The sequence below is a fragment of the Caldanaerobacter subterraneus genome (genome assembly GCF_004345675.1).
Taxonomy (GTDB): domain Bacteria; phylum Bacillota; class Thermoanaerobacteria; order Thermoanaerobacterales; family Thermoanaerobacteraceae; genus Thermoanaerobacter; species Thermoanaerobacter subterraneus.
This window is the reverse complement of record NZ_SLWU01000006.1, coordinates 30,396-43,300: the sequence shown is the minus strand read 5'-3', so window position 1 is coordinate 43,300 and position 12,905 is coordinate 30,396. Positions and strand designations below refer to the sequence as shown.

Annotated in this window: 12 protein-coding genes; all 12 read right to left on the bottom strand. The window is 38.3% G+C overall.

What is annotated here, in order from left to right; all coding sequences use genetic code 11:
* The 12 genes from arcA to prfB all read right to left on the bottom strand — a co-directional run bounded on the left by arcA (position 1) and on the right by prfB (position 12,884).
* Positions 1-1,209, bottom strand: a complete 1,209-nt coding sequence (gene arcA / locus EV203_RS03845) for an arginine deiminase (protein WP_243700573.1) — start codon at positions 1,207-1,209, stop codon at positions 1-3.
* Positions 1,210-1,491: 282 nt separating this feature from the next.
* On the bottom strand, positions 1,492-2,643 hold the full coding sequence (locus tag EV203_RS03840; RefSeq protein WP_132039207.1) for an amidohydrolase: 1,152 nt from the start codon (positions 2,641-2,643) through the stop codon (positions 1,492-1,494).
* 71 nt (positions 2,644-2,714) lie between these two features.
* Complete coding sequence (locus EV203_RS03835; RefSeq protein ID WP_132039205.1) at positions 2,715-3,386, bottom strand: TVP38/TMEM64 family protein; 672 nt, start codon at positions 3,384-3,386, stop codon at positions 2,715-2,717.
* Between the two features lie 94 nt (positions 3,387-3,480).
* Positions 3,481-6,117: a glycoside hydrolase family 38 N-terminal domain-containing protein gene (locus tag EV203_RS03830; RefSeq protein ID WP_132039203.1), complete on the bottom strand. Its 2,637-nt coding sequence runs from the start codon at positions 6,115-6,117 to the stop codon at positions 3,481-3,483.
* Positions 6,118-7,167 carry a PTS fructose transporter subunit IIC gene (locus EV203_RS03825; RefSeq protein ID WP_132039201.1) on the bottom strand — a complete coding sequence of 350 codons (1,050 nt, stop codon included), beginning with the start codon at positions 7,165-7,167 and terminating at the stop codon, positions 6,118-6,120. It abuts the gene before it with no gap.
* On the bottom strand, positions 7,160-7,477 hold the full coding sequence (locus EV203_RS03820; protein WP_132039199.1) for a PTS fructose transporter subunit IIB: 318 nt from the start codon (positions 7,475-7,477) through the stop codon (positions 7,160-7,162). The genes EV203_RS03825 and EV203_RS03820 overlap by 8 nt, the downstream gene beginning before the upstream one ends.
* Positions 7,478-7,479: 2 nt before the next feature.
* Positions 7,480-8,004 (bottom strand): PTS sugar transporter subunit IIA, encoded by a 525-nt coding sequence (locus EV203_RS03815; protein ID WP_243700572.1) that lies wholly within the window; start codon positions 8,002-8,004, stop codon positions 7,480-7,482.
* A complete protein-coding gene (locus EV203_RS03810; RefSeq protein ID WP_132039197.1) occupies positions 7,962-9,914 on the bottom strand; it encodes a BglG family transcription antiterminator in 1,953 nt (650 codons plus the stop codon). The genes EV203_RS03815 and EV203_RS03810 overlap by 43 nt, the downstream gene beginning before the upstream one ends.
* 151 nt (positions 9,915-10,065) lie before the next feature.
* Positions 10,066-10,593: a cob(I)yrinic acid a,c-diamide adenosyltransferase gene (gene cobO, locus EV203_RS03805; RefSeq protein WP_011024952.1), complete on the bottom strand. Its 528-nt coding sequence runs from the start codon at positions 10,591-10,593 to the stop codon at positions 10,066-10,068.
* Positions 10,583-10,882 (bottom strand): hypothetical protein, encoded by a 300-nt coding sequence (locus EV203_RS03800; RefSeq protein ID WP_132039195.1) that lies wholly within the window; start codon positions 10,880-10,882, stop codon positions 10,583-10,585. Before EV203_RS03800 ends, cobO begins: the two co-directional genes overlap by 11 nt.
* Positions 10,883-11,004: 122 nt before the next feature.
* Positions 11,005-11,673: a copper amine oxidase N-terminal domain-containing protein gene (locus EV203_RS03795; RefSeq protein WP_011024950.1), complete on the bottom strand. Its 669-nt coding sequence runs from the start codon at positions 11,671-11,673 to the stop codon at positions 11,005-11,007.
* Between the two features lie 109 nt (positions 11,674-11,782).
* Positions 11,783-12,884 (bottom strand): peptide chain release factor 2 gene (gene prfB, locus EV203_RS03790; protein ID WP_132039193.1). Its coding sequence is split into 2 segments (ribosomal slippage): positions 11,783-12,814 and positions 12,816-12,884, totalling 1,101 coding nucleotides; the frame shifts between segments, so codons are not numbered across the junction.
* Positions 12,885-12,905: the final 21 nt, after the last annotated feature.

Genomic DNA, 12,905 nt, shown 5'->3' with positions numbered 1-12,905 from the left:
TTAGATTTCCTCTCTTAAAAGAGGCATAGACATGCATCTTGGGCCTCCCCGCCCTCTGACAAGCTCAGAACCCTCTATTTCCACCACTTTTATACCGTGCTCTCTCAAAGTCGTGTTAGTTATTTCATTCCTGTTATAAGCCATCACAACCCCTGGAGCAATAGCCAATGTATTAGTACTGTCATTCCACTGTTCTCTCGCCCCTGTTATTTCATCACCTCCCCCACTCTCTATTAGAGTCACTTTATCAAGCCCCAAAGAATTCTCCAGAACTTTTACAAAATTTTCTTCTGCTTTAACCTTTATTTTCCCATTTTCTCCTCTAGTTATTGTGTACACTTTTAATTTTTCCTTTATGCTCGGGTATATTAAGAATTTGTCCATATCCACCATCGTAAAAACTGTATCCAAATGCATAAAAGTTCTCTTCTTAGGTATTTCAACGGCAATAATCTTTTCAACCTCTCCTCTCTCTAAAAGAGAGGATGAAACTTCTTCCACAGCGTGAGGAGATGTCCTCTCACTTATGCCAATTGCCACAACTTTTTTGTTTAAAACTAGTATGTCTCCCCCTTCAATTGGATAATCTGCCTTGTAATCGTAAAGCATTTGATTTTGATTTCCCCTGAACTCCTTGGAATATTTGAAAACGTACTTTACAAGCATTGCCTCCCTTTTTCTAGCATTTGTCTTCATGCTGCTTACCACTATCCCATCTCCTATGACTGCTGCAGGGTCTCTCATAAAATAGCAGTTGGGCAGAGGAGGAATGAAAAAAGGAGAATCTTCGTACACATAGTCTACCAGAGTTTGAGGCTTTATTTCAGAAAGCTCTTTTCTCAAAAGCCCGGCGATAGCATAGTGTACCAGCTCTTTTGGACTTTTTTCTCTCAAAAAGTTTGTAATTGTTTTCTTAATCTCCAGAGAGGTATTCATGTAAGAGACAAGGTCGTATATAAAAAACTCTTTTATTCCATCATCCTCTAACACTTCTTCAAGCAACTCTTCCAGGTAGTATACAGTAACTCCATTTTCCTTTAAGGTCTCTGCAAATCTGTCATGCTCTTCCTGTATCCTTTTAAGCCATGGGATGTCGTCAAATAAAAGCTCATTCAAAAACTCTGGAGTAAGTCTTTCTAATTCTTTACCGGGCCTGTGGAGAAGCACTGCTTTCAATTTCCCAACTTCTGAATTGACCTGTAACTGCAACCTCGCTACCCCCTCTACATCTTTCCTCAGCATATAGTATAAAGCATTAACTGGACTTTTGCAATTTAACCCGATAAATTAGTGTAAACGTTTTGTATAAAAATAATCTGAAGGTTTAAATAATTATTCAAACTGCATACTAAAGGTAGAAAAAACGGCAAAATTTCAGAAAACAGCTGAATAAAAATAAATATTCGGCAAAGTTCATGAATAAAAAAAATTTTTTAAGAATAAATTTGTAATAAAAAGGGTGACATTTCAATAAAATGCCACCCTTTTTATTCAGGCTTTATGTACCAGCTTTCCATTTATAAAGACGTACTTGGTTTTAGTTTTAACTTCAAGGGGATGCCCATCAAAGACCACAATATCAGCATCTTTGCCCTTTTCAATTGACCCTACCCTGTCGTCAATGCCGAGTATTTTAGCAGGATTTATGGTTATAGCCTTTAAAGCTTCCATTTCATCCATTCCATCTTTGACAGCTAAAGCCGCGCAAAGCGTCAGATAGTTTATAGGAATTACAGGATGGTCTGTCATTATAGCGACAAGAAGGCCGGCTTTAGACAGAACCCCTGCCGTCTTAAAACTCAAATTCACAAGCTCAACTTTTGACCTCTCTGAAAGAGAAGGTCCCACAATGACCTTTGCATTTTCCTTCACTAATTCATCTACAATCAAATGACCATCTGTGCAGTGGTCAAGCGTTATATCGATATTAAACTCTTTTGCAATTCTCAAAGCAGTAAAGATATCATCTGCTCTATGGGCATGAGCTTTTAGTGGAATTTCCCTCTTTAAAACTTTCACCAAAGCCTCAAGGCCTAAGTCCCTCTCCGGTTTTTTATCCTCATCCTCTTTTTCCATCTTCTCCATGTATTCCTGTGCCCTCACAAGAGCCTGCCTAAGTAATGCAGCCACAGCCATTCTTGTGGTGGGCATTTTGTGCTGTTCGTTGTATGTAGCCTTAGGATTTTCTCCAAATGCCACTTTTATAGCCGCAGGTTCTTTCACAATCATGTCGTCTATCCTTTTCCCATAGGTCTTTATTACAGCGAACTGACCTCCTATTACATTTGCACTGCCAGGGCCTGTTGCAACAGTTGTAACCCCCGCCTGATAGGCTTCCTCAAAATACTTATCCATCGGATTTACCCCGTCAATTGCTCTTAATTGAGGCGTCACAGGGTCTGTTGCTTCATTTCCATCTGCCCCTTCAAAGCCGACTGCATTTTCCCACATACCCAAATGAGTGTGAGCATCGATGAGTCCTGGCATCACGGTAAGCCCTGTAACATCTATCACTTCCGCATCGAGCGGAGCTATTAGGTCTTCTCCTACATCGACAATTTTATCACCATCTATAAGCACATCTCCCTTCTCATAAACCTTCCCAGTCATTGTGTAAACTCTTCCGCCTTTTAAAAGGTACATATAATTCCCCCCTGTTTTTGTAATACAATAACAATTATACCACAAGAAAATCTATTTATGAAATCCTTATCTCATATCCTTCTCAATTTCTCAATAATCACATCTCTTTTATACACTCCTGCCAAAAACAATACTAGCGCTACAATGGCCACTAAGCCAGCCATAAGATAATTTTTACTTCCCAAATTTGACCCTATATAGGCAGAAAAGAATATGCCCGGCAGCCTTGCAAAAAGAGTTATTATAAAGAAATTGTAAAACTTAACAGGAGTAATGCCAGCGATGTAAGAAAGAGCATCCTTTGGCATTCCTGGAAGGAAAAATAACAAAAACAAAACTATTTCTCCTTTAGGGTTGTTTATAATATAGTCAAATTTTTTAAGTTTCTCCTCCGACACAATGTTTTTCACAAAATCATATCCCAAAATCCTAGCAATTGAAAAGCAAATAAGAGAGCCTAGTGTAATGCCTATTACAGAGTACAAAGTCCCTAAAATCGTACCATAAAGGTATCCACCTGCGACTTGCACCACTTCTCCCGGTATTACAAACACTACCACTTGAAAAACCTGTATACCTATAAATACCAAAACACCTAGATTCCCAAAACTGTTTATCCAATTTCTAAATTTCTCAGGATTGCTCACAAGAAGTGTAATTTCCTTCCCGTAGGTTACAGACAAAACTAAAATTAGCAAAACAAAAACAAGTGTGAGCAATAACTTGGCAGTCGCACTTTTCATATCGCTGTATTCCTCCAAATCTTAATTTGTACCTTTTTATTATACCGTGAAAGAAGGTATAAAACAAGGACGTGAGAAAATCTCTCTCACGCCCTTACTCCAATTTAAAGGTCTTTACCTGGCAGGGATTTAACTCCCCTATTGCTATTGTTTTTTCACTTTTTTCTGCTTCCCCTAAAATCTCTTCTTTTAAGTTTGTAACAAATGCTTTTTCCCATTTCCCCTGCAAAACCCTAATTTTCCCACCCTCAGTTCTCTCAAGAGAAGGGTTATAAAGTCTCAAAATTATACCATCACCTTTTTCTTCTTTTTTGAAAGCACTCAATATCACATCTCCCTCAATTTCCAATAAACTATAATTCAGGGGTAATTTGTTCTCTACTTCACTTATCACAAAGACATTATAAGGAAGCCTTTGATAGGATATCAGGGGAACTTGACACTCTTTTGCAATTTGAGGAACTTTCCCTTCAATAGTATCTCCTCTGTGCGGATAAAGGAATACCTCAAATTCCATCTCTCTCAACATTTGAGAATCAGGCGTTTCTACCTCAACCCCCGATGGCCTTCCAGGTCTGTAAAGCAACTCTCTTTTACCTAAATACCCCACACTTCTGAAAAGAGTAATCGCAATTGTGTCAAATTTTTCTCCAATTATCTCATATTCCTTTATCCCTGAAGTTATAACAGCAAATCCGTACTCTTTATTATTCAAATCGACAAAGCTCTGCATAGGATAGAGAGGAAGGGGTTTCTCCTGCCAGTTTTCTTCTTTCCAGAAATCTTCTTCTGGAAGTTTATTCTTTCTCTCAATTATTCCAAACTGCTGATCTGCAAAAGAAGTTTCTGTTTTTATACCTGTTTTAAATAAAAGCCTCAATCGGTGGTCACAAGCTTTATTGTGTATATTAATTTTTACTTTTACTATCCTGCTCCCTTTCTCCAATGACACTTCTATCTTTACTGGTATCTCTACACTTGTAACACCTTTTTCTCTTTCTTCCAAATTCCGGGGCACTCTCAGATTCCTTTCAATTATTATCTGTTGGTTTAAAGCTCCACAAACTGTCTTTATTGATACCTCTTCATTATTTGTAGAATAAATCACATAATCTCTCTCAGGAGGAGAGTAATTGTATTCATCTCCCGCATCTCCTCCATCTTCAAAAACCATCAATCTTTCCCACTTTAAATTGTTCACTTTGTCACATAAGTCTATTGTGCCGTCTTTATTCGCCTTTATCCTATAGTATTCATTCTCTATGACAGAGGAATTCCGCACTTCTACGCGTTCTCCTGGTTCTCCATCTTCAAGAGGTACTACATAGAGAGTCTTGTACCCCAAAGGAGGAACATTATGAACCTCTACTAGTACTTCTACCTCGTTTAAAAACAACTTTTCCCCTCTGGCTGCAATCCTTCGATCTTTTTTACCCATATCTACGATTTTTTTGTTGAGAACTTGATACTTAACTTCTTCTTCGCCGTCATATATTCTAAACTTATCCTTATCAGTATAAAGTATCGCCCTTAAAATCCCATCTCTTGAATAAGGAAGAGTGTTAAAAACCAGCAGCTGCTCTCTTCCAGAGACCTCTGGCAAACCTTCTGAAATTTTTCTAAGAGTCAGTTCAAACAAACTTTTACCAATCTCACTTGCCTGTTTAAATCTGCATTCCATGTCTTTGTGAACCTCATCAGTACAACAGGAACATATGCTGTCATGAGCATGATTCTTTAATATTTCCTTCCACGCCTTTTCTACTAAACCTTGGGGATACGGTAAGCCAAGAGTGTAACCTATAGTGAGGATAGGTTCTAAATAGTTTGCAAGAAGATTTTCTACGTCAAAATTAGCTTTTTTAAGGTCGTACCTAGTTGAATATATTCCTCTGTGAATTCTCATGTATTTCTGATGGGTTAGCTCTCCTTGTACAACCTCAAATTCCCCTAGTTTTTTGCCTTCTAGAACTTTTTCTATATAATTGTCAAAATTGCTAATCACATACTTATTCTCTTTATCTATTTTGTTAAGCTCCCTTACAAGATAAGTCAAATCCTTTTGGACAGGCATCTGGTCGTGCCCATTTGGTATCAATACATTGTCACTTGTGGCCTTTTCTTTAAGTTTGTCAATCAATAGAAGCAACCTCTCATGAGTTTCTTTTACATCATGTGGCAAGTATTTCCCTATAGCGTAACCCATGGGCATATTCACAGCAAAGACCCTGCTCCCATCTGGAGATTCCCATATGAACTCAGTATATTTTGTATGCCTTTCTGATAAACCTCGCCAAAAAACAGCTTTTTTTATCCCAAATCCCCCGAGAATCTGGGGGATTTGGGCAGATTGTCCAAAAGAATCTGGGAGATAACCAATTTTCATATAGTCACCAAATTCAAGGCATTTTTTAATTCCATAGTACAAATTTCTTACAATAGATTCACCTGATACCAGCAATTCATCAGTCTGTGTATACCACGGCCCTATAATAAGTCTACCCTCTGCAACTAACTTTTTTATTCTTTCTTTATTTTCTGGTCTTACCTCAAGATAATCTTCCAAGATAACGGCCTGGCCATCTAGCACAAAATATTTAAACTCAGGGTCTTTTTCAAGGACTTCCAAAAGTTCATCCATGAAGTATACCAGTAACACTCTTGATTGCTCAAAAGTAAAGTACCATTCCCTATCCCAGTGTGTATGCGGTATAATGTGCACAGTAGTCATTTAATTCCCTCCGTTGGCAGTTTTAAGATCATTCTTCCTTCTGTATTTCAAACCTTTCAAGAAAGAAACCACCAGCGCAGCAACTATTGTTCCTACTACTAATCCAAGTATAAGAGCCCATGCGTTTTTTGTGAGAGGCAGTGTAAATAGACTACCTCCAAGAGTTAATAGAGATGCTCCACCCCATCTGGTAATCGCAGAAGCTACTGCACCGCCCACCATCATAGAAGGAATCACAGTTAAAGGATCTGCTAAAGCAAAAGGAATAGCTCCTTCTGTAATTCCTGCCGCCGCTAAAACCCATGAAGCTTTTGCAGCTTCTTGCTCATCTTCGGTATAAAGTTTCGGAAAAACAAGTGCTGATAAAGCCATCGCAAAACCTGGAACCATTTTAGCAGCAGTAAAAGCAGCGTATGGTTCACCAATTCCTGCCTGAATTGCAGCTAGCGAGAAGGTAAAAGCAGCTTTATTTACAGGTCCCCCCATATCAAAGCACGCCATAGCGCCGATGATAGCCGCCAGAATCATCGCATTTATTCCTTCCAGACCTTTTAACCAGTTAGTGAGAGCTGTGTTTATAGCTCCAATCGGTTTGCCTATTATAAAAAGCATTATTATTCCAACTATTAGAGAACCGAGTATAGGATACACTAAGAAATTCATGACTCCCATAAAAGTCTTATTAACTTTTATCTTTTTGATATACATCATCACATACCCAGCAATAAGCCCGCCTACCAAACCGCCTAAAAATCCTCCGCCTGTCTGCACAGCTACTAGACCTGCCGCCATACCCGGAGCAAGGCCAGGCCTATCAGCTAATGAGTAAGAAATGTAACCTGCAATTATGGGAACCATGAGTCCTAAAATTGAGGCACCATATTGTTTCATGATGTAAGGAACAGTACCTTCTACTTTTACTGCATCGACTCCCCATATCATGACTGAAAGAGTCATGAGCACTCCACCAGCGACAACAAAAGGGATAACGTAAGAAACACCTGTCATTAAAGCTTTTCTTATAAGCTCACCATGGTTTACTTTAGACATTTTTCTTTACCTCCTCTATCAATTTATTTATAACCCCTTCCGGGTTTTTAATAGCTTCGCTCACACCGCACTCTATTATAGTTTTTCCTTCAAATCTCTCCTTCTGTGCTATACTTATATCAGCAGCTATTATCACACCGTCAGCTCTTGCAATTTCTTCTTCTGATAATTCATCCTCTATACCAGCTATCCCTTGCTTTTCCACCTTTATATCTATTCCCATCTTTTTTGCCGCTTTTTCCAGATTAGCTGCTGCCATATAGGTGTGGGCAATACCTGCTGGACATGAAGTTACACATACTATATACATTTTTACGCCACCTCCAGTTCCTTTTTTTCAATAAGCTTCAAAATTTCCTTTTTATCTTTTGCCTTCATCAGTTCATCTCTAAAGGCATCGTCCATCAGAAAATATGCAAGTCTTGAAAGAAGCTTGAGATGCACAGTATCAGCATCTTTTTCCGGCACTGCCAGCATTATCACCATTGACACCGGTTTTCCATCGAGTGACTCCCATTCAATAGGTCTTTTAAGCTTAAGTATTGCAATGCTTTCCTTTAAAACGGCTTTTGACTTTCCATGAGGGATTGCTATTCCCATCCCCACCCCTGTAGTACCTAGTTTTTCCCTCTCAAACACGTCTTTTGCGAATTCCTGAGGAGAAGTGATAACTCCATTTTTATAAAACATTTCCACCATGTGATTCAAAACTTCTTCTTTGCTTGAAGCCTCAAAATCTAATTCAATAAGCTTTTCATTTATTACCTCTTTTATCTCCATTTTTATTTCACCTCTTATGCCCTGAATATCCGGACAAACTCTTCGAAGCTTCTGCATTTTAGAAGCTTCTGAACTTTAGATTCATTTTCTACTACATCAGAAAGCTCTTCAAAGATCATTTTGAAATCTTCTTTTACACTCAAGTCCAAACCTATTAAAAATATCAATTGCACTTTTTTTGCCTCGTCCCACTTGATAGGAGCATCTAAAACAGCAACAGCAATTTTGGGAACTGTCACAAAACCAGAGTAAGGATGAGGAATAGCTACATAATTGCCAATTGCGGTACTGGAAAAACTCTCCCTTTCTATTACTGACTCATAAAATCCGTCTTTTACATAACCTTTCTCTTTCAATTTTTCTGACAGTTTTAAAATAATCTCACCTTTGCTTTTTACCTTTACCTGAAATATACTTAAATCACTCTCTATATAATCTAGTATTTTCCATTTTCTTTGCTGCGCCTTTTCCCTGATTTCAGATCTTAAAAACCGGCTTATTTTTTCCACATCTTTTTCTTCCAAAAAAGGCGAAACGCTTACAACATTATACTTTTTAGTTTCAAAAGGCACTGTGGTCAAAACAATATCAGGAGAAAGTTCATCTAACATCCTTTTTGCTTTCCCCAAGGACAAAACCTTTAAAAGCTCTATTTCTGGAAAGATCTTTTGAAGGCGCGCCGCTAAAAATTGCGCCGTCCCTATTCCACTGGCACACACAATGATTGCCGTTTTCCTAGACCCCGCATTCTCTTTTAGTCTTTCAATGGAAGCTCCAAAGTGAATTGCCACATAACCTATTTCGTCTTCCCCCGGCTCAATCTCATAAAACTTCTGTAGTCTCTGCCAAAAAGAAATTGCTACCTCAAAAGCAACATTGCACTCCTTTTTTATTTCCTCAAGAAGGGGATTGGCCAGTTTAATTCCATTCTTCAAGCGGTTAATGGCAGGTCTTAAATGTAGGAATAAACCTGTCAACAGTTTTTTATCTTTGTAAAAATCAAATCCAAACACATCCGAGAGGTCCTTCACAATGGCATTCATCACCACGTAAAGCTTGTAGTCCACCTTTTTTAGGTAGTCTTCCCCCAACTTCTCTGTTTCTATATCGCTCTGTAGCTTTGCTCCCATCAAATGCATAGCTATATATCCAACCTCTGCTTCATCCATTGTGACTCCAAATCGTTTTTCTACTTTTTTCACGAGCTGCTCGGCAATTTCCCACTCTTTTTCTTTCTTTAGGAGATCCAAATCTTCCCCTTCCATCTCTACCTTTTTACCTTCTTGCAACCTCTTTAAAGAAATCGCCAGATGGATTAAAAGCCCTTTGAAAGAAATATCAGATAGAATAAAATCGTATTCTTCCTCTATCTCCTGTATAATCTTCTGAATAGCAAGTAAATCTATGTCATCCAAAAGTTCTTTTAAAGTACCATCGACTATCTCTGAATGTTTAGCAGTAATATTTTTCAAAATCTCAGCATTCGCAAGCCTTATATTTTTTTCATCCCCCTTTACTTTGATCCCATATCTCGGCCTTTTCTCAACTTTTAAACCGTATTTTTTTAGAAACTCTTCTACTTTGGATAAATCCTTAGCAACAGTGCTTTTACTTACATAAAGTTCCACAGAGAGGTCTTCCAGAGACATCCATCCATTTGTCTCAAGCAGCCTTTTAGCTATATAGTACACCCTGTCTTCCGGAAAAACAGGGTTTTTTACCTCGCTAAAGGCTCCCAATACGTTTTCAAGATATCCACTATTGTCCTTTTCTTCAAGCCATACTCCAACTCCTGGTTTGGTTATTATCTCTACTTTATTCCTGTCCAGTTTTAACTTCAAAATTTCTATGTCCTTTTTTACCGTTCTGGTAGTAACTCCTGTAACTGCAGAAAGGTCAGAAACTGTAACAGGTTCTTTAGCCTCTTTTAACACTTTCAAAATTTTTTTCTCGCGAGAATTAAGCACTGTTGCTCACCCTTTTTATTAACCTTTACAGTTCTCATTATAATATACAGGACATCTGGTGTAAATTTACATTTGTTCACCATCGAATGGTGAAATTTTTGCTCAATAAAAAAATAGATAGAAGCATCCTTCTATCTATTCTCTCACCAGATTAATACTCTATTCCCTCTTGTGCTTCAATCCCATTTTGGTAGTGGTGTCTGACTTCTTTTACATCGCTTATCATATCAGCCTTTTCTAAAATCCTATCATGCGCATAACGGCCAGTTAAAACAAGCGTAACCCAAGAAGGTTTAATCTCTATCAAATCCAATACATCTTCTTCTTTTACCAAGCCATAATCTACCGCCACATTTATTTCATCCAATATCACCAAATCGTACTCTCCACTGGAAATGATTTCTCTCGCAAGCTCTAACCCCTCATTTGCAAGCTCCAAATCCTCTTTTAGAGGTTCATTTTTCTTCACAAAAACATCTCTTCCCTTTTGAACAATTTCAAAATTTGGAAGATACTTCGAGGCTTTTATCTCCCCATAATTAGGACTTCCTTTCATAAACTGAATCATATAGACTTTTTGCCCATGCCCAATCGCCCTTAAAGCGAGCCCTAAAGCAGCCGTAGTCTTTCCTTTTCCATCGCCAGTGTATATCATCACAAGACCTTTTCTATTTTTCACTTCCTTCCCCCTCTTTCCTCTTATTCACTAGGTAATTGTAAAGTTGTGTCAAGGCTACTTCTGCGTAGCGCAAATACCTTCTACCTTTTCCCCTCACAAAAGGCAGAAGCTTAGGAGAAAGCCTTCTACCATATTTCTTTTCTGCTCCCCATATAAACCCAGCAACTAAGCCGTAAGTAATAATTTTTCTGAGAGGCCGCTTAATAACACTCTTATAGCCCGGACCCAATGCACCGAAAACAAAACCAGCTCTACCTCTTTTATCTCTTGAGAGCCCTTTTTTTACCATTTCCTTCGTCCCCCATTGTTTGCTTTTACATTGTTAACCCAATTATAAAGTTTATGCCCTTTTTTGTCAATAAAACAACCCCAAAACGGCCCTTTAACCAGTTTTGGGGGTATATTATTTTATTATTCATTTTTTTCTACTTCTTCACTGTTATCATATACACTTCCCGAAACTGTCTCAGTGGTGCTGTTGTATACCTCTTGAGAAACTGTATTTTCTTCATTTTCTATTTCTATCTGAGTCTCTTCCTCAATTTCTATGTTTCCTGTCTTTTCATCGTATTTTACTTTTTCACCAAAAATTTCTGAGAGGAATCTCAAGGGCACAAAAGTTCTGTTGCTTATCTCAATTGCTGGAACGTCAAGTGTTATTTCTTGGCCATTTACAATTACTTTGTTTTCACCCAGCACAAACTGAACCACAGTGTCTCCTTTCGTGATTGTTACAGTTTTAGTATCAGGGTCCCACTCCACTTTAGCTCCGAGGCCATTCATTACAGCTCTTACAGGAATCAAAGTTCTTCCATCTTTTATTACAGGGGGAATATCAAATTTGAACTTTTGCCCATTTATTTTTATCTCGCCTTTAAAAGCTTCTATGCCTTTTTTTGATTCAAATTTAGTATGTACCTCAAGCTCCAGCTTGTTCTCTTTGCTCTCTCCTTTTGATTGCAACTTGGTCTTTGTCTCAATCTTTAGCTCATGCTTTTCTTTGTTTGGTTTAGCGTAAACAGTAATACCTGCTGAAAAAACTAAAAGAAGCACTAAAACTAACGCTAAAACTCTTCTCATATCCTTCCCTCCTTTGTTTTTGTTTTCACTATATTATTTCGGAAGGGAATCGAAATTTTTAGGGGTGGCAAGAAAAAATTTTTTAGTAAGAATAAAAAAGAGGCATCCATCAGGATGCGCTCTTTTGCTTTAAATAAGCATTTATAAACCCATCTATCTCTCCGTCCATAACGGCATTTACATTTCCTTCTTCATAATTTGTCCTGTGGTCTTTTACAAGAGTATAGGGCTGAAAAACATAAGACCTTATCTGGTTGCCCCATGCAGCCTCTCTGTGCTCTCCCTTTAGGTCCTCTATCTTTTCTTTTCTCTCTTTCATCATCAAATCCAAAAGCTTTGCTTTGAGCATTTTCATAGCAGTCTCTCTATTCTGTATCTGAGACCTCTCATTCTGACATGAGACAACTATCCCTGTCGGAAGGTGAGTAATCCTCACTGCAGACTCTGTCTTGTTAACATGCTGCCCCCCTGCGCCTGATGCCCTGAACGTATCAATTTTTAAATCTTCAGGCCTTATTTCAATTTCTATATCATCTTCAAGCTCAGGTATAACTTCTACCAGAGCAAAAGAGGTATGGCGCCTGCCTGCTGCATCAAAAGGAGAAATCCTGACAAGTCTGTGAACTCCTGCCTCTCCCTTCAGATAACCATAGGCAAAGGGTCCCTTTATGAGAAGAGTAGCACTCTTTATGCCGGCTTCTTCCCCTTCCAGATAATCCAGTATTTCTACTTCAAATCCCTTATCATTAGCCCATCTGGTGTACATCCTAAGAAGCATTTCAGCCCAGTCCTGAGCTTCAGTGCCACCTGACCCTGCGTGAATAGAGAGTATAGCATTGTTTTTGTCATATGGCCCACTCAAAAGAGTACGTATTTTAAGATTTTCAACTTCTTTTTTAAGCTCTTTGTATTCCCTCTCCACCTCTTCAGTTATAGATTCATCCCCTTCTTCCAAACCTAGCTCAATTAGAGTGTACAAGTCTTCACAGCGAGAAAGAAGGGATTCATATTCTTCCAGAAGTTCTTTCAACGCTTTTTGCTTTTTGGAAAGTTCTTGAGATTTTTTCAAATCGCTCCAGAAAGAAGGATCTGACATTTGTCTTTCTATATCCTCTATCTCTTTTTTTATCCCTTCCACGTCAAAGAGAAACACCCATTTCTTTTATCTCATGAAGCATTTGTTCAACTTCTGCCCTGTAATCCTGCAGCAATTCTCATCCTCTCCTTTTCCC

Coding starts and splice junctions, on each gene's coding strand:
- EV203_RS03820 (WP_132039199.1), bottom strand. CDS start 7,477: ATGTATATAGTATGTGTAACTTCATGTCCAGCAGGTATTGCCCACACC.
- EV203_RS03815 (WP_243700572.1), bottom strand. CDS start 8,004: ATGCAGAAGCTTCGAAGAGTTTGTCCGGATATTCAGGGCATAAGAGGT.
- EV203_RS03795 (WP_011024950.1), bottom strand. CDS start 11,673: ATGAGAAGAGTTTTAGCGTTAGTTTTAGTGCTTCTTTTAGTTTTTTCA.
- EV203_RS03825 (WP_132039201.1), bottom strand. CDS start 7,167: ATGTCTAAAGTAAACCATGGTGAGCTTATAAGAAAAGCTTTAATGACA.
- EV203_RS03840 (WP_132039207.1), bottom strand. CDS start 2,643: ATGTACCTTTTAAAAGGCGGAAGAGTTTACACAATGACTGGGAAGGTT.
- EV203_RS03830 (WP_132039203.1), bottom strand. CDS start 6,117: ATGACTACTGTGCACATTATACCGCATACACACTGGGATAGGGAATGG.
- EV203_RS03835 (WP_132039205.1), bottom strand. CDS start 3,386: ATGAAAAGTGCGACTGCCAAGTTATTGCTCACACTTGTTTTTGTTTTG.
- EV203_RS03800 (WP_132039195.1), bottom strand. CDS start 10,882: ATGGTAAAAAAAGGGCTCTCAAGAGATAAAAGAGGTAGAGCTGGTTTT.